Origin of the sequence: Pseudoxanthomonas sp. LjRoot143 (assembly GCF_964252945.1) — a bacterium.
Classification (GTDB): Bacteria; Pseudomonadota; Gammaproteobacteria; order Xanthomonadales; family Xanthomonadaceae; genus Pseudoxanthomonas_A.
The window spans coordinates 3067050-3094028 of the sequence record NZ_CAXUPM020000001.1 but is presented as its reverse complement, the minus strand read 5'-3'; the positions used below and the strand labels follow the sequence as shown (position 1 = coordinate 3094028).

At 67.8% G+C, this 26979-nt stretch carries 22 protein-coding genes; 18 read left to right on the top strand and 4 right to left on the bottom strand.

What is annotated here, in order from left to right:
- Window positions 1–29 precede the first annotated feature (29 nt).
- The 4 genes from recG (at window position 30) to ACSQ1W_RS14955 (ending at window position 5026) form a co-directional block, all read left to right on the top strand.
- Complete coding sequence (gene recG, locus ACSQ1W_RS14970) at window positions 30–2135, top strand: ATP-dependent DNA helicase RecG (RefSeq protein WP_436044446.1); 2106 nt, start codon at window positions 30–32, stop codon at window positions 2133–2135.
- A gap of 84 nt (window positions 2136–2219) precedes the next feature.
- Window positions 2220–3158: a nucleoside hydrolase gene (locus ACSQ1W_RS14965; RefSeq protein WP_436044445.1), complete on the top strand. Its 939-nt coding sequence runs from the start codon at window positions 2220–2222 to the stop codon at window positions 3156–3158.
- Window positions 3159–3233: 75 nt separating this feature from the next.
- Entirely contained in the window at window positions 3234–3476 is a 243-nt protein-coding gene (locus ACSQ1W_RS14960; protein ID WP_162336762.1) for a type B 50S ribosomal protein L31, read from the top strand.
- Window positions 3477–3736: 260 nt separating this feature from the next.
- Window positions 3737–5026 (top strand): citrate synthase, encoded by a 1290-nt coding sequence (locus ACSQ1W_RS14955; protein ID WP_192273062.1) that lies wholly within the window; start codon window positions 3737–3739, stop codon window positions 5024–5026.
- A 54-nt stretch (window positions 5027–5080) separates the two neighbouring features.
- Here the strand turns inward: ACSQ1W_RS14955 and ACSQ1W_RS14950 are convergent, their stop codons facing one another.
- Window positions 5081–5581: a cysteine hydrolase family protein gene (locus ACSQ1W_RS14950; protein WP_436044444.1), complete on the bottom strand. Its 501-nt coding sequence runs from the start codon at window positions 5579–5581 to the stop codon at window positions 5081–5083.
- Window positions 5582–5687: 106 nt separating this feature from the next.
- On the opposite strand from ACSQ1W_RS14950, the gene ACSQ1W_RS14945 reads away from it, so the two are divergent.
- Window positions 5688–6092: an Lrp/AsnC family transcriptional regulator gene (locus tag ACSQ1W_RS14945; protein ID WP_436044443.1), complete on the top strand. Its 405-nt coding sequence runs from the start codon at window positions 5688–5690 to the stop codon at window positions 6090–6092.
- A 9-nt stretch (window positions 6093–6101) separates the two neighbouring features.
- Here ACSQ1W_RS14945 and ACSQ1W_RS14940 read toward each other — a convergent pair whose 3' ends face one another.
- Window positions 6102–6758, bottom strand: a complete 657-nt coding sequence (locus ACSQ1W_RS14940; RefSeq protein WP_436044442.1) for a hypothetical protein — start codon at window positions 6756–6758, stop codon at window positions 6102–6104.
- 104 nt (window positions 6759–6862) lie between these two features.
- Window positions 6863–9286 carry a penicillin-binding protein 1A gene (locus ACSQ1W_RS14935; protein WP_436044440.1) on the bottom strand — a complete coding sequence of 808 codons (2424 nt, stop codon included), beginning with the start codon at window positions 9284–9286 and terminating at the stop codon, window positions 6863–6865.
- A 216-nt stretch (window positions 9287–9502) separates the two neighbouring features.
- On the opposite strand from ACSQ1W_RS14935, the gene ACSQ1W_RS14930 reads away from it, so the two are divergent.
- The 13 genes from ACSQ1W_RS14930 to tkt all read left to right on the top strand — a co-directional run bounded on the left by ACSQ1W_RS14930 (window position 9503) and on the right by tkt (window position 24958).
- Complete coding sequence (locus ACSQ1W_RS14930) at window positions 9503–10561, top strand: pilus assembly protein PilM (RefSeq protein WP_162336766.1); 1059 nt, start codon at window positions 9503–9505, stop codon at window positions 10559–10561.
- Window positions 10561–11295, top strand: coding sequence for a PilN domain-containing protein (locus ACSQ1W_RS14925; protein WP_436044439.1), 735 nt, complete (start codon window positions 10561–10563; stop codon window positions 11293–11295). The genes ACSQ1W_RS14930 and ACSQ1W_RS14925 overlap by 1 nt, the downstream gene beginning before the upstream one ends.
- Window positions 11292–11981: a type 4a pilus biogenesis protein PilO gene (locus ACSQ1W_RS14920; protein ID WP_436044438.1), complete on the top strand. Its 690-nt coding sequence runs from the start codon at window positions 11292–11294 to the stop codon at window positions 11979–11981. The genes ACSQ1W_RS14925 and ACSQ1W_RS14920 overlap by 4 nt, the downstream gene beginning before the upstream one ends.
- Window positions 11981–12505 (top strand): pilus assembly protein PilP, encoded by a 525-nt coding sequence (locus ACSQ1W_RS14915; protein ID WP_192273041.1) that lies wholly within the window; start codon window positions 11981–11983, stop codon window positions 12503–12505. Before ACSQ1W_RS14920 ends, ACSQ1W_RS14915 begins: the two co-directional genes overlap by 1 nt.
- Window positions 12506–12519: 14 nt before the next feature.
- Window positions 12520–14451 (top strand): type IV pilus secretin PilQ, encoded by a 1932-nt coding sequence (locus ACSQ1W_RS14910; protein WP_436044437.1) that lies wholly within the window; start codon window positions 12520–12522, stop codon window positions 14449–14451.
- A gap of 167 nt (window positions 14452–14618) precedes the next feature.
- Complete coding sequence (locus tag ACSQ1W_RS14905) at window positions 14619–15608, top strand: AAA family ATPase (RefSeq protein ID WP_436044436.1); 990 nt, start codon at window positions 14619–14621, stop codon at window positions 15606–15608.
- Window positions 15609–15626: 18 nt separating this feature from the next.
- The gene (locus tag ACSQ1W_RS14900) at window positions 15627–16523 is read left to right on the top strand and encodes a DUF58 domain-containing protein (RefSeq protein ID WP_436044435.1); all 897 of its coding nucleotides are present in this window, start codon (window positions 15627–15629) and stop codon (window positions 16521–16523) included.
- A gap of 1 nt (window position 16524) precedes the next feature.
- The gene (locus ACSQ1W_RS14895; RefSeq protein ID WP_436044434.1) at window positions 16525–16977 is read left to right on the top strand and encodes a DUF4381 family protein; all 453 of its coding nucleotides are present in this window, start codon (window positions 16525–16527) and stop codon (window positions 16975–16977) included.
- On the top strand, window positions 16974–17996 hold the full coding sequence (locus ACSQ1W_RS14890; protein ID WP_436044433.1) for a vWA domain-containing protein: 1023 nt from the start codon (window positions 16974–16976) through the stop codon (window positions 17994–17996). The genes ACSQ1W_RS14895 and ACSQ1W_RS14890 overlap by 4 nt, the downstream gene beginning before the upstream one ends.
- Window positions 17993–19738 (top strand): VWA domain-containing protein, encoded by a 1746-nt coding sequence (locus tag ACSQ1W_RS14885; RefSeq protein WP_436044432.1) that lies wholly within the window; start codon window positions 17993–17995, stop codon window positions 19736–19738. The genes ACSQ1W_RS14890 and ACSQ1W_RS14885 overlap by 4 nt, the downstream gene beginning before the upstream one ends.
- On the top strand, window positions 19735–21408 hold the full coding sequence (locus ACSQ1W_RS14880) for a BatD family protein (RefSeq protein ID WP_436044431.1): 1674 nt from the start codon (window positions 19735–19737) through the stop codon (window positions 21406–21408). The genes ACSQ1W_RS14885 and ACSQ1W_RS14880 overlap by 4 nt, the downstream gene beginning before the upstream one ends.
- Window positions 21409–21546: 138 nt before the next feature.
- On the top strand, window positions 21547–22860 hold the full coding sequence (locus ACSQ1W_RS14875) for a dicarboxylate/amino acid:cation symporter (RefSeq protein WP_436044430.1): 1314 nt from the start codon (window positions 21547–21549) through the stop codon (window positions 22858–22860).
- A 100-nt stretch (window positions 22861–22960) separates the two neighbouring features.
- Complete coding sequence (gene tkt, locus ACSQ1W_RS14870; RefSeq protein WP_436044429.1) at window positions 22961–24958, top strand: transketolase; 1998 nt, start codon at window positions 22961–22963, stop codon at window positions 24956–24958.
- A gap of 63 nt (window positions 24959–25021) precedes the next feature.
- Here tkt and ACSQ1W_RS14865 read toward each other — a convergent pair whose 3' ends face one another.
- A complete protein-coding gene (locus ACSQ1W_RS14865) occupies window positions 25022–26962 on the bottom strand; it encodes an acetyl-CoA hydrolase/transferase C-terminal domain-containing protein (RefSeq protein ID WP_436044427.1) in 1941 nt (646 codons plus the stop codon).
- Window positions 26963–26979 lie beyond the last annotated feature (17 nt).

Below are 26979 nucleotides of genomic sequence, written 5' to 3'. Positions count from 1 at the left end.
TTTGGCGGCGTTCCCGGCATCCTTGCGCCATGCCCGCACGTCGCGACACGCCGTCCATCGATCTTTCCTCCGAACCCCTGAGTCGCCTGCCGGGCGTCGGTCCACGCGTGGCGGAGAAGCTGGCGGCCCGCGGTCTGCTGACGATGCAGGACCTGTGGTTGCACCTGCCGCTCCGCTACGAGGACCGCACCGCGATCACGCCGATCCGGTTGCTGCAGCCGGGCGTGCCGGCGCAGATCGAGGGGCGCGTCGAGGCGGTCGAGCGCGGTTTCCGTTACCGGCCGGTGCTGCGGGTGGCGGTCGGCGACGAGTCCCGCGGCACGCTGGTGTTGCGCTTCTTCCATTTCCGCGCCGCGCAGGTCGCGCAGTTCGCGGTGGGCGCGCGTATCCGCTGCTACGGCACGCCCAAGCCGGGACAGCACGGACTGGAAATCGTCCATCCCAGCTATCGCGTGCTGGGGGATGACGATGACGCCGCGCTGGGGGATGCACTGGATCCGGTATACCCGGCGGTGGAAGGCCTCGGTCCGGCGAGCATCCGCAAGCTGATCGGCCAGGCCTTGGAGCGCTTGCCCGACAACGACAGCCTGGAGCTGTTGCCTGCCGCCCTGCTGGACGGTCTGCAGCTGCCCTCGCTGCGACAGGCGCTGCTGACCATGCATCGGCCGCCGCGCAATGCCGACGTTGCAGCGCTGTCGCTGGGCACGCATCCCGCACAACGTCGACTGGCGATCGAGGAACTGCTGGCCCATCACCTCAGTCTCCGTCGCCAACGGCTGGCGCTGCAGCAGCATGGCGCGCCGGCGCTGAAGGGCAAGGGCACGCTGGTCAAGGCGCTGGTCAAGGCGCTGCCGTTCACGCTGACGGGGGCGCAGCAGCGCGTGTTCGCGCAGATCCGCGAGGACATCGGCAAACCCTCGCCGATGTTGCGGCTGGTGCAGGGCGACGTTGGCACCGGCAAGACCGTGGTGGCCGCACTGGCGGGCATGCTGGCGGTCGAAGCCGGCAAACAGGTGGCGCTCGCCGCGCCCACCGAATTGCTGGCGGAGCAGCACCTGGCCAACCTGCGCGCCTGGCTGGAGCCGCTGGGCGTGCGCGTCGCCTGGTTGGCGGGCAAGGTCACCGGCAAGGCGCGCGCCACGGTGCTGGCACAGGTGGCGTCGGGCGAGGCCCAAGTGGTGGTGGGTACCCATGCGCTGATGCAGGAAGCGGTGACCTTCCACGACCTTGGCCTGGCCATCGTCGACGAACAGCACCGGTTCGGCGTGCACCAGCGCCTGGCGTTGCGCGACAAGGGGGCGGGCAAGAACCGCGTCCCGCACCAGCTCGTGATGACGGCGACACCCATTCCACGCACGCTGGCGATGGCGGCGTATGCGGACCTGGATGTGTCCGCCATCGACGAGCTGCCACCTGGGCGTACCCCCGTGCAGACCGTCGCGCTGAGCGCCGAGCGACGGCCGGAGCTGGTCGAGCGGATCCGCACCGCCTGCGCGGAAGGCCGACAGGCGTACTGGGTCTGTACGCTGATCGACGACAGCGACGAGGTCGTGGCGCAGGCCGCGCAGACCACGTTCGAAGCCCTGTCTGCCTCGTTGCCCGATGCCCGCATCGCGCTGGTGCACGGCCGGATGAAGGCAGCCGACAAGCAGGCCACGATGCGCCGCTTCAAGCAGGGCGACGTCGACCTGCTGGTCGCGACCACGGTGATCGAAGTCGGCGTGGACGTGCCCAACGCCTCGCTGATGATCATCGAGAACGCGGAGCGACTGGGCCTTGCGCAGCTGCACCAGCTGCGCGGCCGCGTCGGCCGCGGCGCCACCGCGTCGACCTGCGTGCTGATGTACCAGCCGCCGTTGTCGATGATGGCCAAACATCGGCTGGCGACGATGCGCGAGACCAACGATGGCTTCGTCATCGCCGAGAAGGACCTGGAGTTGCGTGGCCCCGGCGAGCTGCTGGGCACGCGGCAGACCGGTCTGGCGGCGTTCCGGGTCGCCGACCTGGCGCGCGACGCCGGTCTTCTGCCGCAAGTGCATGCATTGGCGGAACGGTTGCTCGCCGACGATCCCGCAGCGGCGGATCGCGTGATCCATCGCTGGGTGGGCGGCGCAGCGCGATACGCGTCCGCATAACGCTCTCTGCCCTGGAGCGCCCTGCGCTTCCATGGGGCCGCCAGCGGTGCGAGACTCGGCGGCCGAGAAGACGAAGAGAAGAAGATGACGGACAGGATTCCCCTGCTGATCGACACCGATCCGGGCGTTGACGATGCGCTCGCTCTGTTGATGGCGTTTAACGATGCACGCCACGATATCGTCGGCCTGACCATCGCAGCCGGTAACGTCGGCCTGCAGCACACCGTGCGCAACGCGCTGAAGTTGTGCGAGGTGGCAGGCCGCGACGACGTTCCCGTGTTCGCTGGCGCACCGGCGCCGCTGCTGCATCCCTCGCCGGACGCGGGTTACGTGCACGGCCAGGACGGCTTCGGTGACGTCGGCTTTCCGCCGGCCGCGCGCCAGGCGGACGCGGAGCACGCGGCGCTGGCGCTCCTGCGGCTGTCGCACGCGCATGCCGGCCGCCTGGTGCTGGTCGCGCTCGGGCCGCTGACCAATGTCGCGCTTGCGCTCAAGCTGGACCCGACGCTGCCGCAGCGGATCGCGCGTCTGGTGGTGATGGGCGGCGCGGTCACCTGCCACGGCAACATCACGCCGGCGGCCGAGTTCAATTTCTACTTCGATCCGGAAGCCGCACACCTGGTGCTCGAGGCCTTCGACCGCTACGACCTGGCCGACTGGGAAGCCACCATCGCCCATGGCCTGCACCATGAGCGCGTGGCGGGCTGGTTGCGGGCCGATTCGGACCGTGCCCGCTTCTACGATCGCATCTCCGAAAAGACCCGGTCATGGTCCGCCGACCGCCGGGGCGACCACTGGTTCGCCGCCGATGCCTTGGCCATGGCCTTCGCACTGGCGCCGGAGGGCGCACTGGAACTGGCGGAGCGCCCGCTCGCGATCGAACTTCAAGGCGCCCACGCCCGGGGCGCCTCGGTCGTGGACTGGCGCCGGGAAGGGGGGCGGCCGGACAGGGCCAACATCCTGCTGCGCTATGACCAGGCCCGTTTCGAGGCCCTGATCGAGGCCGCGCTGGCCGCCGGTTGAGGGGCGGGTTGCGCGGGACGGGCAGGGCGGTCTACAATGCCGCTCTTCCATTCCCCGCTACACGGTGTTCCCGCCATGAAGGCCGACATCCACCCGAATTACCGCGAAGTCGTCTTCCACGACGTGACCTCCGATTTCAAGTTCCTGACGCGCTCCACGCTGGGCAGCAAGGAAACGACGAAGTGGGAAGACGGCAACGAGTACCCGCTGATCAAGGTCGAAATCTCCTCGGCCTCGCACCCGTTCTACACGGGCAAGCACAAGGTCATCGATACCAGCGGCCGTATCGACAAGTTCCAGAAGCGCTACGCGCGCTGATCGAACCGTCGTTCGTCTGATCCGCCTGCGGCCGCGCCTTGTGCGCGGCCGTTCGCGTTTGTGCGCATCCGATCGTGCGCTTGCCGGAACGCGCGGTTGCGGTCCCGGCCTTAGTCTTTGGTCTGACGTTGGTACGGTATCGAGCGACGGCTCCAAATGCCGTGTGCGATAATTCGACGCATCCAAGGGTCATTCCCTGGACTCCCGTCACGCGCCGTCCGGACCTCTGGCCGGTGTTACCCCACGAAGGAGCGCACACTGTGTCCGAACTTGACCAGGTCACGCTGAATGCGGGCGACAAATCCGTCGTCCTGCCAGTCCTGAAACCCACGCTTGGCAACGATTGCGTCGATATTTCGAAGCTGACCAAGGAAACGGGTCTCTTCACCTACGACTCCGGTTTCACCGCCACGGCCAGCTGCAAGTCGGCCATCACCTACATCGATGGCGACAACGGCGTCCTGCTGTACCGCGGCTACCCGATCGAACAGCTGGCCCAGCACTCGAACTTCCTGGAAGTCTCGTACCTGCTGATGAACGGCGAACTGCCGACGCCGGCCGAGTTCGCCAAGTTCGAGCACGAGGTCACGCATCACACGATGATGCATGAGTCGCTGAAGAACTTCCTGCACGGCTTCCACTACGACGCGCATCCGATGGCCATGCTGGCCGGCACGGTCGCCTCGCTGTCGGCGTTCTACCACGATACGCTGGACCTGGAAGATCCCGAGCAGCGCCGTCTGGCCGCCATCCGCCTGCTGGCGAAGATGCCGACCCTGGCCGCCGCCGCGTACCGTTATTCGATCGGTTGGCCGATCCGCTATCCGCGCAACAACCTCGACTACGTCGACCGCTTCCTGCACATGATGTTCGAGGTGCCGAGCGAGCCGCTGGAGCTGAACCCGGTCGTCGCCAAGGCGCTGGACCTGCTGTTCATCCTGCACGCCGACCACGAGCAGAACGCGTCGACCTCGACGGTGCGCCTGGTCGGTTCGACCGGCGCAAACCCGTATGCGTCCGTCGCCGCCGGCATCACCGCGCTGTGGGGTCCCGCGCACGGCGGCGCCAACGAAGCCGTGCTGAAGATGCTGGAAGAGATCGGCGATGCGAAGAATGTCGCGTCGGCCGTCGCCAAGGCCAAGGACAAGGAATCGGGCTTCCGCCTGATGGGCTTCGGCCATCGCGTCTACAAGAACTTCGATCCGCGCGCCAAGATCATCCGCGAGATGACCCACAAGGTGCTGGGCGAACTGGGCGTCGACGATCCGCTGCTGGAAGTGGCGATGCGGCTGGAAGAGGCGGCGCTGAAGGACGAGTACTTCATCCAGCGCAAGCTCTACCCGAACGTCGATTTCTACAGCGGCATCATCTACAAGGCGCTGAAGATCCCGACCGAGATGTTCACCGTCATGTTCGCGATCGGTCGCACTGCCGGCTGGGTCTCGCACTGGCTGGAGCAGCAGGTCGACCCGGAAGCCAAGATCGGTCGTCCGCGCCAGATCTACACCGGTTACGCGCCGCGCGACTACGCGCCGAACGACAAGCGCTGATATCGCAAGCAGCAAGAAGAAAAGGCCCCGCAAGGGGCCTTTTCCGTTGTGCCGTCAGGCGTCAGGCTGCACGTCGACGCGTGTCGTCAGGGCATGCAGGGCGAAACCGTGGATCGCGCCATCGGTGGTGGTCGTGCAGTCCGACAGGACGCTCACCTGGTAGCGGTCCGCGGCTGGCGAGAGCGCGGTGAACACCACGCAGTTCTGCGTCATCATGCCGGCGATCCGCAGGCGGTTGACGCCGAGGTCGGACAGCAGATCGGTCAGCCCGGTCTGGTGGAAGCTGTCGGCGTACCGTTTCACGATGACCGGGGCGTCGGATGCCACTTCGTGTATGCGCGGATGGATCTCGACGCCGTGGGTTCCGGCGCGGAACAGGCTGCTGTCCGCCGACGCGGCCACGTGCTGGACCAGGATGACGGGCTCGCCACGCGAGCGGGCTCGCCCGATGGCGGCGACGATGGCGTCGAGGGTGGCGTCGACGTTCCAGAGCGGAAGTTCGCCATTCGGGAAGTAGTCGTTCTGTACGTCGATGACGAGCAGGGCGGTGGTCATGGGATACCTTGCAGCGGATGGGATTGCCTCATCGTAGTGATGGGGTGCACCGGCGATAATTGCAGGCTGCAAGAAGCCGCGCCTTTTTCCTTGAGGATCGAAAGACATGTCCCTGGACAAGATGGATCGGAGCATCCTGGCCTGCCTGGCGCGGGATGCGCGCATCACCTGGCAGGCCCTGGGCCGCCAAGTGCACCTCACCGGGCAGGCTGTCGCCACGCGGGTGCAGCAGATGGTCGACGACGGCACGATCCGTGGCTTCACGGTGCTGCGTGGCGATCTGCGCCGCTACTTCATCACGGTGTTCATGGATACGCCGCAGTTCGATGCCTTCGAAGCGTTCCTGCAGTCGCAGGCGGACGTGGCAAGCGCCAGCAAGATCGCCGGCGAGGGTTGCTATCAGGTGGTGCTGGCCTGCGAGGACGATGCAGGGCTGGAGGCCTTCACGCAGGCCCTGCTGCGATATGGCCGCTACAAGGTGGCCAGCGAGATCCGGTGCGTGAAGGCGTAAGGCGCTGCTTCAGCGGCGCGCAACGTCCAGCTCGTAGCCTGCGATGTCTTCCTCGGCAAGCAACTGACGGAGCTGGGGGGCGGAGGCCCGCTTCATCGGCTTCTCGTCGATGCTGGAGAGCGGCGCCTGACGCAGGGCATCGTGCGGCAGCACGGTCAGGTCGAAGCTCAGTTCCTCGGCGCTGAACACCCAGACCGGCACGTCGGCCACGCGCTCGCGGTCGATACGCAGCCGGCGCTCGCGCGATTCGGCCGGCACATGGTGGTCTTCCAGCCACCGGGTGACGGCGTCCGGATCGTCGCTGTGGACATGCAGGTGAACCGGCGTGTTGGCGTCGGCTGTACCCTCCAGCACGGGACCGACGAGCCGTGGCGAGAAGGCCGACAGGAACTCCATCGCACGCAGTGCGGCCTCGCGCCGCTGCCGCAGGCCGGTCGTGTGCGCCTCGCCGGCGAACAGGCGCTGGTACTCGCGCAGCGCATCCTCGATCTCGCGGTTGCGCGGAAGGGACGCGTCGTCGTGGATGCCCAGCCGGCTGGCGGCCTTGAGCTTGGCCTGGTGGAAGTCGCGGATGCCGCCTTCGGCCATCAGCCGCGCGGCTTCGTGAGCCAGCCGCTGGCGGCGTTCGCGGGTGCGCGTTTCGGCATGTTGGCGGGCGTGGTGCATGGCAGGCCTCCGCGTCGAAACTGACCGCGAATGTACACCATGCTGTCGACGTGTCCATGACGGCGCCGGGGCACCGTCATGGGAGCTTGATCGCGAGACCGCGATCAGAAGATGTCGAACGCTTCCTCGTCGGGCACCGCGTCCTCGGGTCCGTAGAGGTCGTAGTCCTGGATGCGTTCCATGTCCTCGACCTTGACCCATTCGGTCACACCGTTGAGCGTGGCCTGCACCATGCCTTCGGGCGGATCGTTCTGCGCGACCGGCGTGTCCTTCAATGCGGCGCGCATGTAGTCGATCCAGATCGGCAGGGCCGCCTTGCCGCCGTACTCGCGGTAGCCCAGCGACTGGAAGTTGTCGCGACCGACCCACACGACCGTGGCGTAGGTGCCGCCGAATCCGCCGAACCAGGCATCGCGGTGGTCGTTGGTCGAGCCGGTCTTGCCGCCGACGTCCTCGCGGCCCAGTACCTTGGCGGCCGTACCCGTGCCGCGCTGGACCACGTCGCGCATCATCGACACCATCTGGTAAGCGGTACGCTCGTCGATGGCGCGCGGCGCCGTCACGGCATTCGGATCGGCCGGCTTCTCTTCGGCCTTGGCCTTCGGCGCCGAGGCGGTCGCCGGCTTGGCGGCTTCGGCGGGGCCGAAGTTGAATCCGTCCACCACCTGCGAGGCCGGCGTGCCGGTACCGTGCTGTCCCGCGCCGCAGCCGCGGCAGGCGACGGCAGGATTCTCCTTGAACACCACGTTGCCTTCGCGATCCTTCACCTGGTCGATGAACCAGGGCGTCACGCGCGAACCGCCGTTGGCGAACACGGCGTAGCCGCGGGCGACCGACAGTGGCGTCAGCGAGGCCGTACCCAGCGACATCGACAGGTTGGGCGGCAGTTCCGCCTCCTCGAAGCCGAACTGGCTGATGTAGGTGCGCGCGAACGGCACGCCGATGCCGTCGAGCAGGCGTACCGACACGAGGTTGCGCGACTGCACCAGCGCTTCGCGCAGGCGCATCGGGCCGCGGAAGCCGCCGCCGTCGTTCTGCGGACGCCACATGTGGCCGCGACGGTCGCGGAACACGACAGGCGCATCCAGCACGATCGACGCCGGGTTGAACCCCTTCTCGAACGAGGCGGCGTACAGGAACGGCTTGAAGCTGGAGCCGGGTTGGCGGCGTGCCTGCGTGGCGCGATTGAACTTGTTGCCGGCGAAGCTGTAGCCGCCGACCAGTGCTCGCACCGCGCCGTTGTTCGCGTCGAGCGAGACCAGCGCCGCCTGCGCGCGCGGAATCTGGTCGATCACGTAGCTGCCTTCTTCCTTGCCTGCCTTGATACGGGTCAGGTCGCCGCGCTTGAGCAGCTTGGCCGGCGAGCGTCCGGTCCACTTGCTCGCGCTGACCGGCAGAACGACCTCCTTGCCGTCGGCCAGCACCACCGTCGCACTACCGTCGTCCGCGACACGTGCCACGATGACCGGCAGCAGGCCGTTCTGTGCGGGAATCGCCCGCAGGTGGACGGCCAATGCCTTGGCATCCGCGTCGGCCGCGACGTCGAAATGCTGCTCGACCCCGTTCCAGCCGTGGCGGTGGTCATACAGTCCCAGGCCATCGCGAACGGCGTCGTTGGCGGCGCCCTGCGCCACCGCGTCCAGCGTGGTGGTGACGTGGTAGCCCTTGGTCAGCGCCTCCGGCCCGAAGCGCGCGATCATCTCCTGGCGCACCATTTCGGCCACGTAGGGGGCGTAGACCTCGATCGGCCGCTCGTGCGGCTTGGCGTGCATCGGCTCGGCCTTGGCCTGCGCGGCCTCGGCGGCGGTGACGTAGCCGTCCTCGCGCATCCGCTCCACGACATAGGCGCTGCGTTGCTGGTTGCGGCCGGGGTTGCTGATCGGGTTGCCGCTGGAGGGGAACTTGAGTGCGCTGACCAGCGTGGCGGTCTCCGCCAGGGTCAGCTGGTCCAGCGTCTTGCCGTAGTAGTACTCGGCCGCGGCGGCCACGCCGTAGGACCGGTTCCCGAAGAAGCTCTTGTTGAGGTACAGCTCCAGGATCTCGTCCTTGGTCAGCATGTTCTCGATGCGCATCGCCAGCATCATCTCGACCAGCTTGCGCGTGTAGCTGTACTCGGAGCTGAGGAACCACTGCCGGGCGACCTGCTGGGTGATCGTGCTGCCGCCGGCCACGCGACCTTCCTTGCGGCTGACGATCTGCCAGACGGCGCGGGCGATGCCGGTGGGATCGATGCCGTTGTGCTCGTAGAACTTGCTGTCCTCGGCCGCCACGAAGGCCTGCTTGACCCGGGCCGGGACCTTGTCGATCTGCACCGGATAGCGGCGGATCTCGCCGTACAGGCCCATCAGGCGGCCGTCGCTGGCGTAGATATAGAGGGGTTCCTGCAGTTCGACGTTCCGCAGGGACTGGACGTCCGGGACCTTGGCCGAGACCGTGTAGTACAGAACCCCCAGGCCGATAGCGCCGGCCAGGGCAAGTATCAGGAACGTGATGAGGGTCCAACGGAGAAGACGACGGAACCGGGACATCCAGTGCTTTCCGATTGCAGAATTCGTAGCGGCAGAGTATAGATGACCGCCGGGATCGCCACAGGTGATTCCAAGGGGAACAGGGACTTGGGGCACAACCCTCGTGAAACGTGACAAGCCGCACAGCCACGTCATCGGCGGTTGCCAAGCGTAAAAAGTTGGTTATTAATGTCGGCGCACGTTGTGCGTCCAGTGCCCGTCGGAAGGGGAAAGACCGTGGGGCTAATCCCAAAAAGCCAGTCGCCGCTGATCGGCGTCGACATCAGTTCGACTGCGGTGAAACTGCTGCAGCTGTCGCGCGTGGGCAACCGTTACCGGGTTGAACACTACGCTGTCGAGCCGCTGCCGCCGAATGCCGTGGTCGAGAAGAACATCGTCGAGGTCGAGGCCGTCGGCGAGGCCATCCGCCGCGCGGTCAACCGGGCGGGCAGCAAGGCGAAGCACGCCGCTGCCGCCGTGGCCGGTTCGGCGGTGATCACCAAGATCATCCCGATGCCTGCCGACCTCGACGAAAGCGACCTGGAAGCCCAGGTCGAGCTCGAGGCCGTCAACTACATCCCGTATCCCATCGAGGAAGTGAACATCGACTTCGAGGTGCTGGGCCCCATGCCCAACAACCCGGAGATGGTGCAGGTACTCCTCGCTGCGTCGCGCTCGGAGAACGTGGAGCTGCGCCAGTCCGCGCTGGAGCTCGGCGGACTGACCGCCAAGGTCATGGACGTGGAAGCGTTCGCCGTCGAGAACGCCTTCGCCCTGATGGCCACCGACCTGCCGATCCCGCAGGATGGCGTGGTCGCGCTGGTCGACATCGGCGCCACCATGACCACGCTCAATGTCCTGCGCCGGGGCCGCAGCCTCTACAGCCGCGAACAGGTGTTCGGCGGCAAGCAGCTCACCGACGAGGTGATGCGTCGCTACGGCCTGACTTATGAGGAAGCCGGGCTGGCCAAGCGCCAGGGCGGCCTGCCCGAAAGCTACGAAATCGAAGTGCTGGAGCCGTTCAAGGAAGCCACGGTCCAGCAGATCAGTCGCCTGCTGCAGTTCTTCTACGCTGGCAGCGAGTTCAACCGCGTCGACCAGATCGTGCTCGCCGGTGGCTGTGCCGCGTTGCCCGGCCTGCCCGAAATGGTGGAAGAGCAGCTGGGCGTGCCCACCGTCGTCGCCAACCCCCTCGCGCAGATGACCCTCGGCCCCCGCGTGCAGGCGCACGCGCTGGCGCAGGATGCCCCCGCGCTGATGATCGCCACCGGCCTGGCTTTGAGGAGCTTCGACTGATGGCAAGAATCAACCTACTCCCTTGGCGCACCGAACGCCGTGCGCAACGCCAGCGTGAGTTCTACGTCATGCTGGGCGCGGCGGCGATCGCCGGCCTGCTGCTGTCCTTCCTGCTCTGGTTCCACTACGACCGTCAGGTCGCTGGCCAGACCGAGCGCAACGATTTCCTCAAGGACGAGATCGCCAAGGTCCAGGCGCAGAACAAGGAAATCGAAAAGCTGGACGAGCAGAAGCGTCGCCTGCTGGCACGCAAGGACGTCATCGAGAAGCTGCAGGCCAACCGCTCGCAGATGGTCCACCTGTTCGACTCGCTGGTCCGCACCATCCCCGATGGCGTGATGCTGGCCAACATCAAGCAGGAAGGCGAGGTGCTGACGTTGCAGGGTCGCGCGCAGTCCAACGCCCGCGTCAGTGCCTACATGCGCAATCTCGAGACGTCGGGCTGGATGACCAAGCCCGAGCTGTCGATCATCGAAGCCAAGCCGGAAGAGGTCAAAACGCTGACCAATACCGGTGCGGGTAGTGCGCTGCCGTACGTGTTCACGCTGCAGGTCAGGCTGGCGAACCCGACCGCGGAACAGGAGGCCGAAACGGCCGCCGGTACCGCGCCCGCCGATCCGAGCGCACCGCCGGCGGCACCGCTGGAGGGCCAACCCGCTGCCCCGGCACCTGCGGCACCCGCCCCCGCGACGCCACCCAGCAGCCCCACTCCGGCCTCCGGGAGCAACTCATGAGCCAGAAGACATCGCTCAAGAACCTGGACATCAACAACATCGGCGCGTGGCCGCAGAACGCCAAGGCAGGCTTTTGCGTAGTGCTGGCGATCTTCATCCTGGCGCTGTCGTACTTCCTTGTCGTCAGGGGGAAGACGCAGACCCTGGATTCGCTGGAGCAGGAGGAAGTCCGCCTGCGCCAGGACTTCGAGAAAGAGCAGGCCAAGGCCGCGAACCTTGAACCCCTGAAGCAGCAGCTCGCACAGATGGAACAGGTGCTGCAGCAGATGCTGCGGCAGCTGCCCAGCAAGACCGAGATGCCGGATCTGATCATCGATATCTCGCAGACGGCGCTATCGAGCGGCCTGACCAACGAGTTGTTCCAGCCGCAGCCGGAAACGCTGAAGGAGTTCTACGCCGAGAAGCCGATCCAGCTGCGCATGGTGGGCAACTACCACCAGTTCGGGGCCTTCGTCAGTGGCGTCGCGTCCCTGCCGCGCGTGGTCATCCTGACCATGCACGACATCTCGCTGCAGCCGAAGGAAGGCAAAGGCGGCGTCAACCGTGGCGCGCTCGAGCTGTCGGGCACGGTCAAGACGTACCGTTACCTCGATGAAACCGAGGTGGCCGAGCAGGAGGCCGCTGCGGCCGAGGCGGCCAAGGCGGCCCGCAAGAATAATGCCCCCGCATCGGGAGGAGCCCCGTGATGCGCAGCAACTGGCATTGGATGATTCTCGCCGCGGTGGTCGCGACATCGGGCTGCGCGCGAGGAATCAGCAGCACCCCGGGCGACGCGCCCAATCTCGAGAAGTGGGTGGAGGACGTGCGTGCGCGCCCCGCGCCGCCACTCGAGCCGTTGCCGGTGATGCAGCAGTTCGAGACCTTCGAGTACGCCGCGCAGACGCTGCGCGACCCCTTCAGCAACGCCTGGAGCAACGCCGATACGGGTGGGCTGCGGCCCGATCCGAACCGGCGCAAGGAAACACTGGAGCAGTACCCGCTGGACAGCCTGGACATGGTCGGTACGATCGGAAAGGGGGCAGGTCTGGTGGCACTGGTGATGGGACCCGACAAGGTCACCTACCGGGTACGTCCGGGGAACTACCTGGGCCAGAGCGACGGCCGGGTGACCTCGGTCCGCGAAGATGGCGTCGAACTTGTCGAACTAGTGCCGGATGGCGCGGGTGGCTGGCTGGAAAGGCCGGCGTCGCTCTCGCTTGAAGATCAATGATTGGGGGATACACGATGACCGCAACGAATGCCTACCGCCCGCGGCCGTCCCGGCGCCTGGCCACCTTCCGGGTCTGCTCTCTGGGGCTGGCCATCGGCCTGCTCGCCGCGGCAAGCGCCGCGGGCGCCACGTCACCCGCGCCGCAGGCCGCATCCCCTGTCGCCGCCGTTCAGCCGGCGTCGGCGGTGTCGGTGTCGAACATCGATTTCCGTCGGGGTGAAGACGGTTCCGGCCGCCTGGTCATCAAGTTCGATGGTCAGGGCGCGGCGCCGGACCTGCGCAACCAGGGCGACAGCGTCGTGGTGAACGTAGGCAACGCCACGCTGCCGGCCTCGTTGCAGCGTCCGCTCAACGTCATCGACTTCGCGACCCCGGTCCAGCGTGTCGACGCCCAGAGCAAGGGCGGCGGCACCGAACTGGTGATCAGTACGCGCGGCGACTTCGAATCGCTGGCTTACCAGTCCGGCAACGAATACGTCGTCGAGATCGTGCCGAGCGCCGGCAAGAAGGCAATGGGCGCCGCGAATGCGACATCCGGCACCAGCGCTTCGGCCGTCGTGGCCGCCGCGCAGAAGGTGGCCTCCGAAGCGCGCCGCTACAGCGGCCGCCCGGTGACGTTCAACTTCCAGGACGTGCCGGTGCGCACCGTGCTGCAGCTGATCGCCGAAGAATCCAACCTCAACATCGTCGCGTCCGACACCGTGCAGGGCAACGTTACCCTGCGTCTGGTCAACGTGCCGTGGGACCAAGCGCTCGACATCGTCCTGCGCGCCAAAGGCCTGGACAAGCGTCGTGACGGTGCGGTCGTCTGGGTCGCCCCCCAGCCCGAATTGGCCAAGTTCGAGCAGGACAAGGAAGACGCCCGCATCGCGATCGAGAATCGCGAAGACATGATCACCGACTACGTCCAGATCAACTATCACAGCGCCGCCGCGATCTTCAAGGCGCTGACGGAAGCCAAGGGCATCGGCAACCAGGGCAGCGGTGGCGGTGGTAGTGGCAACCGGGAAAACGAGAACGGCTTCCTCTCGTCACGCGGTCGTATCGTCGCCGACGAACGCACCAACATGCTGATGATCAGCGACATCCCGAAGAAGGTCGCGCAGATGCGCGAGCTAATCTCGATGATCGATCGCCCTGTCGACCAGGTGCTGATCGAAGGCCGCATCGTCATCGCCAGCGATACCTTTGCGCGTGATCTGGGTGCGAAGTTCGGCGTGCAGGGCAGGCGCACTGGCGACCGTCGGCAGGGCATCGGCGGCTCGCTTGGTGGTAACGCGGGTAACGTCGGCACCATCGGCACGCCTGTTCAGCCGATAAGGCCGGGCGCGCTGAACGTCAATCTGCCGGCAGCCGGTTTCACGGACTCACCCGCGGGCGCGCTGGCCTACACGTTGCTGGGCCGCAACTTCTCCATCGACCTCGAACTGTCGGCGATGCAGGAGGAGGGGCGCGGTGAAGTGATTTCCAATCCGCGCATCGTGACGGCGAACCAGCGCGAAGGCGTGATCCGTCAGGGCAAGGAGATCGGCTACGTCACGATCACAGCGGCCGGCCAGGGTGGTGTTTCCACACCGAATGTCCAGTTCAAGGAAGCCTTGCTCGAGCTGAAGGTGATGCCGACCATCACCAACGACGATCGCGTGTTCCTGAACCTCAACGTCAAGAAGGACGAAGTGGCCGAGCTGATCACGCTGGAGGGCTACGGCACCGTGCCGACCATCGACAAGCGCGAGATCAATACGGCCGTGCTGGTCGAAGACGGGCAGACGGTCGTGATCGGCGGCGTGTACGAGTTCGCCGATCGCAGCAGCGTAGCCAAGGTGCCGTTCCTGGGCGACATCCCCTTCCTGGGCAACCTGTTCAAGAAGAAGGGTCGCAGCAAGGAAAAGGCGGAGCTGCTGATCTTCATCACCCCGAAGGTACTGTCGGTCGCCAAGCGCTGAGACGAACCGAATTGAGTTGCATGGGACGGGCCGCTTCTGCGGCCCGTCTTCATTTGGGGCAACCTGTCGGAAACTTCCGCTGAACCCCTGCCGTTCCTCACGGGGCTCCCGGGAACCCGCGTGGCACACTGGCGGTCCCACGCGCACCCCGCACTTCCCGGAAGCCCATGGACCGCATCTCCCCGGATGTCCGCCTGTTCGATCGATTCGCCACTCTCCGTGAAGACCTGTCGCAGACCATCGTGGGGCAGGCGGCGCTGGTCGAACGCCTGTTGATCGCGTTGCTGGCCGATGGCCACCTGCTGGTGGAAGGCGCGCCGGGACTGGCGAAGACGACCGCCATCCGCGCGCTGGCGTCACGGCTGCAGGCAGAGTTCGCACGTGTGCAGTTCACGCCGGATCTGCTGCCGGCTGACCTCACGGGCACCGAGGTGTGGCGGCCCCAGGAGGGGCGTTTCGAGTTCCAGGCCGGGCCGATCTTCCATCCGCTGTTGCTGGCCGACGAGATCAACCGCGCGCCCGCCAAGGTGCAGTCTGCGTTGCTGGAGGCGATGGGCGAGCGTCAGGTCACCGTGGGCCGGCATACCTATCCGCTGCCGGCGCTGTTCCTGGTGATGGCGACGCAGAATCCGATCGAGCAGGAGGGCACGTTCCCGTTGCCGGAAGCGCAGCTCGACCGGTTCCTGATGCACGTGAAGATCGGCTATCCCGAAGCCGCTGCCGAAGCCGACATCCTGCGCCTGGCGCGTGATCGCGCCCGCGAGCAGATGCAGCCGATGCATGCCGCCGTCGCACGCATGCCGCTGGAGGACGTCTTCGAGGCGCGCGCGCAAGTACTGGACCTGCATCTGGCGCCTGCGCTGGAGCGCTATCTGATCGAGCTGGTGCTTGCCTCGCGTGACGCCTCGCGATATGACGCTTCGCTCGCCAGACGCATCGCCTGGGGCGCCAGTCCGCGTGGCTCCATTGCGCTGGAACGCTGTGCGCGTGCGCGTGCCTGGCTGGCGGGGCGCGACTACGTCACGCCCGACGATATCCGTGCCATCGCGCCCGACGTGCTGCGCCACCGTGTCCTCCCCAGCTACGAGGCGACGGCGGAAGGCTGGGACGGCGATCGCCTGGTGAAGGCGTTGCTCGACGTGGTTCCGCTGCCCTGATCCCGGTTGCACCGGACCATGAGCGAAGGCATCACTCCCACGTTGGCCGAACTGATCGCGCTGCGTGCCAGCGCGCAGCGGCGACCGCCCGCGCGCCGAGGCCGGCACTCGGTCACCGGTCCATCCGCATCGCCGCTGCGTGGGCGCGGCATGGAGTACGCGGAATCACGCGAGTATGTCGCCGGTGACGATGTCCGCCACATCGACTGGCGCCTGACGGCGCGCAGCGGTCGCACACACACCAAGTTGTTCCAGGCCGAGCGCGAACGGCTGACGCTCCTTGTCGCCGATACGTCGCCCCTGCTGTACTTCGGCACGCGTACACGGTTCAAGTCGGTGCAGGCTGCGCGTGCAGGCGCCGTCGCGGCATGGCAGGCGGTCCGCGAAGGCGATCGGCTCGCCATCCTGCGCGGCAGCATGACGGAAGCGCCGGTTCCTCCTGCCTCCGGCACCCGGGGTGCTTTGCGCGTGCTCGACGCGTTGGCGCGCTGGTACACGTCACCGCCATCGGACGATCTCGGCCTGGCGTTCGCGCTCGATCACGCCGCGCGCCTGCTGCGGCCGGGGTCACGACTGCTGGTGCTCGCCGATCCCCATAGCCTGGCCGCCGTTCCCGAGTCGCGCTGGCCGGCACTCGCGGCACATCATGATGTCGTCGTGCTGTTGTTGACCGATCCGCTGGAGACGGCGCCACCGCCGCAGCGCTTGCCGTTCGTCGTGGGCAGCCAGCGCATCGAGCTCGACCTTGCCAGCGACGTGCAGCGCGACGCGTGGCGCACCGAGTTCCAGCAGCCGCTCGATCGCGCGCTGGATCGATTGCCTGCACGCGGCGTGCAGGTGCGCACGCTGTCGACGGATGCGCCCAGCGATGCGTGGCTCGTCGCGCTGGGTCGCGCGCAGCCCCAGGTGGCCTGAGATGGGCATGGCGACGCTCGTGTTGCGCGATGTACATGTGCCGGCGTCGCCGTCGTGGTGGCCGCCTGCGCCGGGCTGGTGGCTGGCGCTCGCCGTCGTGTTGCTGCTGATCGCGGGAGTCGCCGCGAGGCGCATCGTCGTCCGTCGCAGGCGGCAGGGATGGCAGCGCTGGTTCGATGCGGCGGAAGGCGCGCCTTCGCCGGCGGAGCGGGTCGCCTTGATGTCGGAACGCCTGCGTCGCGCGGCGCGCCGTCTCGATCGGTCGGCAGATCGGCTGGAAGGCGAGGCCTGGCTGCGGTTCCTCGATGGCAAGCGCGGTCATGCGTTCTCGCAGGGGCCCGGTCGCCTGCTGCTCGATGGCGGCTATCGCCGCGATGTGCCGCCGGAGGAGCTCGCCGCCGCCACTGTGGTCGCACGGGCCCGCTTCCTCGAACTGATGGCGGGTGTGCGGTGAGTGTGTCGCTACCCGCGTTGCAGTGGCTGCAGGACGGCTATGCGGGATTCGCGTGGCCATGGTTCTGGCTGGCATTTCCACTGCCGTGGCTGGTGCGCTGGCTGATGCCTGCGCGGCGCTCCGATGCCGATGCCCTCAAGGTGCCCTACGGTCCGGCCATGCAGGCCATCGCGCAACGGGGCGGGCGCGGGTTGCCGCGTCGCGCCGCCGCCCTCGCGTGGCTGGCGTGGTTCCTGCTGTGCGCCGCGGCGGCACGCCCGCAGCAGTTCGGCGATGCGGTGACGCCTCCGGTGAGCGGACGCGACCTGATGCTGGCCGTGGACCTGTCGGGCAGCATGACCGAGCCCGACATGGAGCTTGGTGGTGCGGTGGTCGATCGCCTGACCGCGGCGAAGGCGGTGCTCGCGGATTTCCTCGATCGCCGCGACGGCGACCGCGTCGGGCTGCTGGTGTTCGGGCAGCGTGCCTATGCGATGACGCCGCTGACGCGCGACCTGCACACGGTGCGCGAGCAGCTGCGCGACGCCGTGGCCGGACTGGCGGGGCGCGAGACCGCCATCGGCGACGCCATCGCGCTCGCGGTACGCCGCCTCCGCATGCAGGAAGACGGCCAGCGCGTGCTGATCCTGCTCACCGACGGCGTCAACTCCGCCGGCGTGCTGACACCGCAGAAGGCGGCCGAACTGGCGAAAGAAGAGCGCGTGCGCATCCATACCATCGCCTTCGGCGGCGATGGCGGCATCAGCGTGTTCGGCATCCCGTTGCCGATGCCGGCCAGTGCGCCCGAGGCCATCGACGAAGCGACGCTGCGCGCTGTGGCGGAACAGACGGGCGGGCGCTTCTACCGGGCGCGGGATACCCGCGAACTCGTGGGCATCTATGCCGAACTGGATCGGCTGGAGCCCGTCGAGCAGCCCGGCAAGGCGGTGCGCCCGCGCATCGAGCGCTATGCGTGGCCGCTCGCTGCCGCGCTGGCGATTTCACTGATCGCGTTCGTGTTGCCGCGGAGAAGGACATGAGCGTCGACTGGATGGCACTGCATCTCCTGCGTCCTCATTGGCTGTGGGCGTTGCTGGCATTGCCCGTGCTGGCGTGGGCGTGGCGCGCGCAACGGCAGCGCCGCAGTGCGTGGCGGGGACATGTCGATGCGCACTTGCTGCCGCATGTGCTGGTGCGCGGAGGCGCCGCCGCGCGCAGCGGCCTGATCGCCGCCATCGCGGCATTCACGCTGGCCGTGCTCGCGTTGGCCGGGCCGAGCTGGCGCCAGGCCGAGCAGCCGCTGTGGCAGGTGAAGCGGCCGCTGGTGATCGTGCTGGACCTCTCCAGCCGCACCACGACCAGCGACCTGCCGCCTTCGCGCGTGCTGCAGGCGCGCGCGAAGCTGGCGCAGGTGCTGGAGGCTCGCGCCGGCAGCCCGGTCGCGCTGGTCGCGTACGCCGACGACGCTTTCACCGTCACGCCATTGACCGACGATACCGCGAACATCCGCCTGTTCCTCGATGACCTGGCGCCCGACATCATGCCGGTGGACGGACAGCGCACGGATCACGGTATCGCGTGGGCGGCGCGCCTGCTTACGCAGGCGAAGGCGCGCAGCGGCGACATCCTCGTGCTGACCGACCGTGCCGATGCCGCGGCAACCACGGCGGCTGCAGCCGCGCGTACCGGAGGCTACACCGTTTCCGCGCTTGGCCTCGGTACCGCGGCGGGAGCGGCCTACCGTGGCGGCGATGGGGCCATCGGGCACGCCGCACTCGATGCCTCCTCCCTGCGCAGCCTCGCGTCGGCCGGCGGCGGTCGCTACCACGCGTTGACGGCCGGCGAAGACGACCTCGCGGCGCTGGGACTGCGGACACCCGGCACCACCGGCGAGGCCGCCACGACCGGCGGTGGCAAGGCGTGGCGCGACGAAGGCTACTGGCTGCTGATTCCCCTGATGGCGATCGCCTTGCTCGGCTTCCGCCGGGGCGCGGCGCTGGTGCTGGTCGGTGCCCTGTGGCTGCCGATGGCGCAACCGGCAGCCGCGACCGGCATCGACTGGTGGCAGCGGCCGGACCAGACCGAACACGCACGCGTCGTGCGAGGCGCCGACGCTTACCGGCAGGGCGATTACGCTGCCGCGGAACAGGCCTTCACCGGTATCGACACCGCCGAGGGCTGGTACAACCTGGGCAATGCGCTGGCGAAACAGCAGCGCTACGACGCCGCCATCGCTGCTTACGACCGCGCCCTGCGCGCGCGTCCCGGCATGCCCGATGCGGTGGCGAACCGCGCCGCCGTCGATGCCGCGCGGAAGCGCCCGCCGTCGTCGGGCGAGGGTCAGGGCAAGTCCGGTCCGCAAGGAGACGGGAAACAGGGATCCGCAGGCTCGCAGGGTGATGCCAAGTCGCAACCCGGCGAACAGAAAGATGCTTCAACCTCGCAGGCGAAGAGCGAGCCATCCTCGCAGGGCCAGGGAAAGACACCGCCTGCGACGACGCCTGCCCGTACCCCTTCTTCGTCACCGGCGGATGCGGCAGCGCAGTCGGCTGCAGACGCCGCGCAACGCGAACGCATGCGCGAGGCGGTAGCGAAGGCGGCCGCGCAGCGCGCGGAGCAGAAAAAGCAGGGCGAGCCGGCCGTGCAGGCCGAGTCCGCAGAACAGCGCGAGCGCCGTCAGGCGGTGGATGCGTGGCTGAAACGCGTGCCTGACGAGCCGGGCTCGCTGCTGAAGGCGAAGTTCCGCCTCGAACAGGAACGGCGGCAGAGGGAAGGACGATGAAACACCGTGCATGGCTGTTGCTGTGTCTGCTTCTGGCGTGGCCACTGTCGTCGCTGGCGGCGACCCGCGCGTGGCTCGAGCAGAGCCAGGTCTCGCTCGGCCAGGCGGTGACATTGAACGTCGAAACCGATGCGGTATCCGCCACCCCCGACCTGACGCCGCTGATGCGCGACTTCGAGGTGGAAGGGCAGTCCGACAGTCGCAGCGTGCAGCTGGTGAACGGGCGCATGAGCAGCCGCACGACGTTCGCGCTGACGCTGCGCCCCCGTCGCGCGGGAACACTGACGATTCCCGCCCTGCAGGTGGGCAATGAGCGTTCCGTGCCGCTGGTACTGGAGGTCACCGCAACGGCTACGGCGAGCGCTGCGTCCAATGGTCTGGTGTTCGTGGAAACCGAGGTCGACGCTGCCCGCCCCTACGTGCAGCAATCGGTGGGCGTCACGGTGCGGCTGTTCTATGCGACACCGCTGGTGTCCGGCCAACTGGATCTGGATCCACCCGATGGCGCGCTGCTGCAACGGGTCGGCGAGATCGTGCAGTCGAGCCGCGAGATCGACGGACGCCGCTACAACACCGCCGAGCGCCGCTTCCTGCTGGTGCCCGAACGCAGCGGCCCGCTGACGTTGCCGGGCGCACGTTTCAGCGGACGCGGGGCGGGCGGCTGGATGGACGATCTGCTGGGCGGCAACAGTCGCGAGGTCAACATCACCGGTACGCCACGCGTCCTGCAGGTGCGTCCGCAACCGGCGGATGCCGGCCAGCCGTGGCTGCCCGTGCGCGACCTGCGCCTGCGCTACACCGCCGTGCCCGAGCAGATGCGCACGGGCGAAGCCGCCACCTTCGCGATCGAGACGACGGTCGTCGGCGCGACGCAGGCGCAGTTGCCGGAGTTGCCCGCACCGGCAGTGCCGGGAGCGCAGGTGTTCGCGGAACCGCCGCAGTACGACGAGACCTTCGTCGGCGGCACGCCGCAGGTGAAGCTCACGCGCCGCTATTCGATCGTGCCGTCCACGACCGGCACGCTCGCGGTGCCGGGCGTGGCAATGGCGTGGTGGGACGTCCGTGCCGGCGCGAACAAGCGCGCGACGCTGCCGGACCTGACGATTCCGGTCGTCGCAGGCAGTGGACAGGCCCCGCGACCACCGGTGCGGGACGGCGCGGCGCCCGCCTCGCTGTCGCCTCCGGGCGATGGCGTCATCGCACTGGCCGGCGAACGGCGCATACCCGCCCATCTGTGGCCCTGGCTGGCGGCCGGGTTCGCGCTGCTCTGGCTGGCCACCCTCGTGTGGGGCCTGTCGCGTGGGCAGCGCGGCACGGCGGTGTCGCGTGACCGGGCAGCCGCGGCCGGATCCGAAGCGTCGGTGTCGTTCGCGACGCATACGGCCGCCGACCTCAAGCGCGTGCTCGACACCGGTGACCTCGATGACATCGAAGTCGTGCTCTGCGGCATGGCGCGCCCCGTCGCCATCGATCTCGACGACCTGGAACGTCGTCTCGCCGCGCCCTCGCAACGCGCAGCGGTGGACCTGCTGCGCCGTGCCCGCTGGGCTGACGGCGATCCCGCACAGGCCCGCCTCGCCCTGCGCGAGGCCTTCCGTGGCGGTCCCCAGTGGCAAGCCAGGGACGCCGGCGTGGCGGACGAACCGTTGCCGCCGCTCTACCCGCGATAAGGGAAACCGGGTCGACGTTCGTCATTCCCTGGGTGCGCGGACGATGCCCGCACGTGGCCCGGGCCGGCCTGTCGTGCAAGGACGGGACGTCATGCCGGGTTTGCTAAGCTCCCGATCTTGTCTCCGCAGGACCCGCCGATGACCGACGCCACGCCCGCCACCCGCACCAAACTGCCGCTGCACTGGAAGATGGCCATCGGCTTCGGCATCGGCCTGCTCGTCGGCCTGCTGGTGCACGCGACGGGGCAGGGCGACGCGGGCTGGGTGCAGGACGTCACCAAGTACGTCACCACGCCGTTCAGCAAGGTCTTCCTCAACCTGATCTTCATGCTGATCGTGCCGCTGCTGTTCTCGGCGCTGGTCTGCGGCATCGCCGAGATGGGCGACATCCGCGCACTGGGCCGGATCGGCTGGAAGACGCTGGCCTACACCATCGTGCTGTCGGCGGTCGCCGTGTTGATCGGCCTGGTGCTGGTCAACGTGCTGAAGCCGGGCGTCGGCGTCGATCCGGCGCTGGCGCAGCAGCTGATCGCCGAGAACGCCGAGCGCACCAAGGAAATCGTCGCCAGCGTCGGTACGCAGGCGACCGGCATGGACATGCTGCTGTCGATCGTGCCGGACAACGTGATCAGTGCGGCCTCCAGCAACGCCGCCATCCTGTCGCTGATGTTCTTCGCAGTGATGTTCGGCATCGGCCTGGTGCTGACGCCGTCGGAGAACACCGGCATCCTCAAGCGCGGTATCGAAGGCGTGTTCGAGATCTCGATGACGCTTATCGGCCTGGTCATCCGCCTGGCGCCGTACGCGGTGGCCTGCTTCATGTTCAACCTAGCCGCAATCTTCGGCTTCGACCTGCTGGTGCGGTTGGGCCAGTACGTGTTCGTGGTGGTGTTGGCATTGGCGTTGCACCAGTTCGTCAGCTATTCGGTCGCGCTGAAGCTGGCCGGCTACTCGCCACTCAGTTTCTTCCGCGGCGCGCAGGAAGCGATGGTGATGGCGTTCTCCACCGCGTCCAGCAATGCGACCCTGCCGACCGCGCTGCGCGTGGCCGACGAGAAGCTGGGCCTGCCGCGCACGGTCTCGCGCTTTGTGCTGACCGTGGGCGCCACCGCCAACCAGAACGGCACCGCGCTGTTCGAAGGCGTGACGGTGATCTTCCTGGCGCAGTTCTTCGGCGTGGACCTGTCGCTGGGCCAGCAGTTCATGGTGATGCTGGTGTGCATCCTGGGCGGTATCGGCACGGCCGGCGTGCCGTCGGGCTCGCTGCCGGTGGTGGCGCTGATCTGCGCGATGGTGGGCGTGAACCCCATCGGCATCGGCCTGATCCTGGGCGTGAACCACTTCCTTGACATGTGCCGCACCACGCTCAATGTCACCGGCGACCTGACCCTGGCCTCGCTGGTGGCCAAGGGCGAGAAGGGCGACGTGAAGCTGCCCGGAAACCCCGGCTAACACCCCGGGCGGGGACCCGCAACCGCGACAGGGCGGGCAGGGGGTGGGACAATGGGCGGCCCGCAGCCCGCCGGGCGCCGCCCCCTCTGTCCCGATCCCCATGACGACGCCCACCCGCCGCCAGCTCGCCAACGCCATCCGTTTCCTCGCCGCCGACGCGGTGCAGGCCGCCAATTCCGGCCATCCCGGCATGCCCATGGGCATGGCCGATATCGCCGAAGTGCTGTGGAACGATTACTACCGCCACAGCCCGTCTAACCCGCACTGGTTCAACCGCGACCGCTTCATCCTGTCCAACGGCCACGGTTCGATGCTGCAGTACGCGCTGCTGCACCTGGCCGGCTACGACCTGCCGCTGCAGGAACTGAAGAACTTCCGCCAGCTGCACAGCAAGACCGCCGGCCACCCGGAACGCCACGAGACGCCGGGCGTCGAGACCACCACCGGTCCGCTCGGTCAGGGTTTCGCCAACGCGGTCGGTTTCGCGCTGGCCGAGAAGCTGCTGGCGCAGCGCTTCAACCGCGAAGGCCACGCCATCGTCGACCACCGCACCTTCGTGTTCATGGGGGACGGCTGCCTGATGGAAGGCGTCTCGCATGAAGCCGCCTCGCTCGCCGGCACCTGGGGCCTGGGCAAGCTGGTCTGCTTCTGGGACGACAACAAGATCTCCATCGACGGCAACACCGACGGCTGGTTCACCGATGACACGCCGGCCCGCTTCGAGGCCTACGGCTGGCAGGTGGTGCGCAACGTCAACGGCCACGATCCGGTCGAGATCAAGACCGCCATCGACACCGCGCTGAAGGCCACCGACAAGCCGACGCTGATCTGCTGCCGCACCACGATCGGCTTTGGTTCGCCGAACAAGGCCGGCAAGGAGTCCAGCCACGGCGCCCCGCTGGGCAAGGACGAACTGGAGGCCACGCGCGCCGCGCTGGAATGGCCGTACGGTCCGTTCGAGGTCCCCGCCGAGATTTACGCCGGCTGGAACAAGGTCGACGCCGGCAAGGCGCTGGAAGCCGACTGGAATGCGCTGTTCGACGCCTACACCGCACAGTTCCCGGAACAGGCCGCCGAGCTGAAGCGTCGCGCCTCGGGCGAGCTGCCCGCCGAGTTCGCCGCGCAGGCCGATGCCTACATCGCCAAGGTGCAGGCCGAAGGTCCGGTCATCGCCTCGCGCAAGGCCTCGCAGAACGCCATCGAAGCGTTTGCGCCGCTGTTGCCGGAACTGGTCGGCGGTTCGGCCGATCTGGCGCACTCCAACCTGACGCTGTGGAAGGCCAGCAAGTCGGTCTCCACCACCGATCCGAACGCCAACTACGTGTACTACGGCGTGCGCGAGTTCGGCATGACCGCGATCGCCAATGGCCTGGCGCTGCACGGCGGCTTCGTGCCGTTCGATGCCACGTTCCTGGTGTTCAGCGACTACGCCCGCAACGGCGTGCGCATGAGCGCGCTGATCCCGGCGCACGCCATCCACGTGTACACGCACGATTCCATCGGCCTGGGCGAAGACGGCCCGACCCACCAGCCGGTCGAGCACCTCGCCTCGCTGCGCTACATCCCGAACAACGACGTGTGGCGTCCGTGCGACGCGGTGGAATCGGCGGTGGCGTGGAAGCAGGCGATCGTCCGCCAGGACGGCCCGAGCTGCCTGGTGTTCTCGCGCCAGAACCTGCCGCACCAGCCGCGTACCGACGCGCAGGTCGGCGAGATTGCGCGCGGCGGTTACGTGCTGGCCGATGCCGACGGCACGCCGGACGTCATCCTGATCGCCACCGGTTCGGAAGTCGGCCTCGCCACGCAGGCGAAGGCCACGCTGGACGCGCAGGGCATCAAGACGCGCGTGGTGTCGATGCCGTCGACCGACGTGTTCGACCGCCAGGACGCCGCCTACCGCGAAGCAGTGCTGCCGAAGGCCGTGCGCAAGCGCGTCGCGATCGAAGCCGCCATCGCCGACTTCTGGGGCAAGTACGTCGGCCTGGACGGCGCGGTCATCGGCATGACGACCTTCGGCGCCTCCGCACCGGCGGACGCGCTGTACAAGCACTTCGGCATCACCGCCGATGCGGTGGTCGAGGCGGCGAAGTCGCTCTGAGGCGGACTACGTCGAGTGGATGAGAAAAGCCGGGCATCGCCCGGCTTTTTTCTTGCGCCGGACTTAGCGGGTCTCGCGCAATCCCAGCGCCAGCAGCTTGGCTTCGATGCGCTCGCCCAGGCTGCCGGGTGCGTCCAGCCCCATCCGCGCCATCGCCTCGGCATCCTCCACGCGTGCACTCAGCGCACGCAACACGGTGCCGATTTTCTTTGCCGGCGTGGCGGTACTCGCCTTCAGCCAGCCCAGCGCCTTGACGATGCGCTGCTCGACCCCGGTGAAATCGCTGCCCAGCGGGTAGTCGGGCAGGGTGCCGTCGTGACGGAACGCGCGCAGGCGTGCGGACAGGTGTACGGGTGTGTTGTCGATCCAGTGGGTGGGTGCGTGGAAGGTCGCGCGCAACTTTCCGGCCTGCTGCGCCTGCGCCATCAGTCCTTCCTGGAAGCGCGCATCGGTGATGCCGCCCATCGCGATGATGCAGTCCTCGTCGTTCTTGCCGCGGACATCGGCGATGCCGTACTCGTTGACGTACAGGTCGCGCAGGTGGCGCGGGATGGTCGTGTGACCGTAGTTCCAGCGCACGTTCGATCCGGCGGCCCCGGCATCCTCGCGTACCGCGCGGAACATCAGCACGCTGCGCGCGCCGTCCAGCGCATTCGACATGTCGACGAAGTTGTACTGCCCGCCGACGCCGGACACCACGCGACCATCTTCCAGACCGTCGGACACCGCGGCACCCAGCACGGTCGCCATCATGCAGGAGTTGAAGAAACGCGCGTCGTGGCGTTGCAGGCGCGCCAGCGATTCCCGTCCACGCTCCAGTTCGTTGATCAGGCTGATGCGGCGCATGCCGATCGCGCGGCGCTGGTCGTCCGGCAACGCGCGCAGCCAGTCGTAGAACGCCGGCGAGCCGAGGTAGAACGCACCATGCAGGTATTCGCCATCGCGCTCCAGCCTTGCCTGGTCGCCGAGGTTGGCGGTGCCGTCGGCGAGCCGCTGCATCAGCGCTTCGTCGTCCACCACCTTGCGGCGGATCACGCCGGTCTCGACCAGTCGCTTGAAACCTTCGTTGACCATCTCGCTGCAGCCGTACAGGCCGACGGCGAAGGCATCCAGGCCGCCGCTGGCGATCACGGCAGGGTGCCGTTCCAGTTCCGGATCCAGCGCCGCCAGCACGCGGCGGTAGGTCGCGTTGTCGGTGTGGCGCAGCACCAGCGCGTGACACAGCGCATCGGCCAGCGCACCGATGCCGATCTGCAGCGTGCCGCCGTCGCGCACCAGCGCACTGGCGTACAGGCCGATGGCGTAGTCGACATCCGACACCGGCTGGCGCGGTAGTCCGAACAGGCGGGGATAAGGGCCCGACGGCGAGACGACCAGGTCGAAGTAGTCCTCCTCGACCGCGGCGGTACCGCCGATCCAGGGCAGATCGGGATCGACTTCGGCCACCAGCATCGGCCGCGGAAGTCCTCGCGCGACGATGGCATTCACGGCGTCCTGCGTCAGGTCGTTGTTGCACGAGAACGACAGCCGGGTGCCGTTCGGCTCGCGTGCGACCTTCTGCACGATGACGTTGAGTTCGCGATCGGCCAGCACACGGGCGACGTGGGTGTAGTTGAGGCTGGCGTAATGGCGTTGCGCCGTGGCCGAGCGCAGCAACGCACCGCCCTGCATGTAGAACTCTTCCACCTCGATGTTCGCGGGCAGTGCGTCGCGCTTGATCGCCTGTACGTAGGCGAGTCGCGGGAAGTCCCCGCCGAAATGCCGCGCGGCGAAGGGCTTCACGAAGCGCCCTTCCAGTCCCTTGCCGCCGCCCGGCGGATCCAGCGACAGCGCCGTGTACAGCGTCCACGGGCGCGACGGATCCGCGGCGATGCGCGCGTACAGCGCATTCAGCAGCCGGTGCGGCTTGCCGATGCCCAGCGGCGCGCCCATGCGCAGCGGCCCATAGGTATGGGACAGGATGAGGTCGACGGCTTCTTCGAGGTCGTTGAGGTGCTTGGCCATGCGCGCAGCGTACCCAG

Coding starts and splice junctions, on each gene's coding strand:
- recG (WP_436044446.1), top strand. CDS start 30: ATGCCCGCACGTCGCGACACGCCGTCCATCGATCTTTCCTCCGAACCC.
- ACSQ1W_RS14965 (WP_436044445.1), top strand. CDS start 2,220: ATGACGGACAGGATTCCCCTGCTGATCGACACCGATCCGGGCGTTGAC.
- ACSQ1W_RS14960 (WP_162336762.1), top strand. CDS start 3,234: ATGAAGGCCGACATCCACCCGAATTACCGCGAAGTCGTCTTCCACGAC.
- ACSQ1W_RS14950 (WP_436044444.1), bottom strand. CDS start 5,581: ATGACCACCGCCCTGCTCGTCATCGACGTACAGAACGACTACTTCCCG.
- ACSQ1W_RS14945 (WP_436044443.1), top strand. CDS start 5,688: ATGTCCCTGGACAAGATGGATCGGAGCATCCTGGCCTGCCTGGCGCGG.
- ACSQ1W_RS14940 (WP_436044442.1), bottom strand. CDS start 6,758: ATGCACCACGCCCGCCAACATGCCGAAACGCGCACCCGCGAACGCCGC.
- ACSQ1W_RS14935 (WP_436044440.1), bottom strand. CDS start 9,286: ATGTCCCGGTTCCGTCGTCTTCTCCGTTGGACCCTCATCACGTTCCTG.
- ACSQ1W_RS14925 (WP_436044439.1), top strand. CDS start 10,561: ATGGCAAGAATCAACCTACTCCCTTGGCGCACCGAACGCCGTGCGCAA.
- ACSQ1W_RS14920 (WP_436044438.1), top strand. CDS start 11,292: ATGAGCCAGAAGACATCGCTCAAGAACCTGGACATCAACAACATCGGC.
- ACSQ1W_RS14915 (WP_192273041.1), top strand. CDS start 11,981: ATGCGCAGCAACTGGCATTGGATGATTCTCGCCGCGGTGGTCGCGACA.
- ACSQ1W_RS14910 (WP_436044437.1), top strand. CDS start 12,520: ATGACCGCAACGAATGCCTACCGCCCGCGGCCGTCCCGGCGCCTGGCC.
- ACSQ1W_RS14905 (WP_436044436.1), top strand. CDS start 14,619: ATGGACCGCATCTCCCCGGATGTCCGCCTGTTCGATCGATTCGCCACT.
- ACSQ1W_RS14900 (WP_436044435.1), top strand. CDS start 15,627: ATGAGCGAAGGCATCACTCCCACGTTGGCCGAACTGATCGCGCTGCGT.
- ACSQ1W_RS14895 (WP_436044434.1), top strand. CDS start 16,525: ATGGGCATGGCGACGCTCGTGTTGCGCGATGTACATGTGCCGGCGTCG.
- ACSQ1W_RS14885 (WP_436044432.1), top strand. CDS start 17,993: ATGAGCGTCGACTGGATGGCACTGCATCTCCTGCGTCCTCATTGGCTG.
- ACSQ1W_RS14880 (WP_436044431.1), top strand. CDS start 19,735: ATGAAACACCGTGCATGGCTGTTGCTGTGTCTGCTTCTGGCGTGGCCA.
- ACSQ1W_RS14875 (WP_436044430.1), top strand. CDS start 21,547: ATGACCGACGCCACGCCCGCCACCCGCACCAAACTGCCGCTGCACTGG.
- tkt (WP_436044429.1), top strand. CDS start 22,961: ATGACGACGCCCACCCGCCGCCAGCTCGCCAACGCCATCCGTTTCCTC.
- ACSQ1W_RS14865 (WP_436044427.1), bottom strand. CDS start 26,962: ATGGCCAAGCACCTCAACGACCTCGAAGAAGCCGTCGACCTCATCCTG.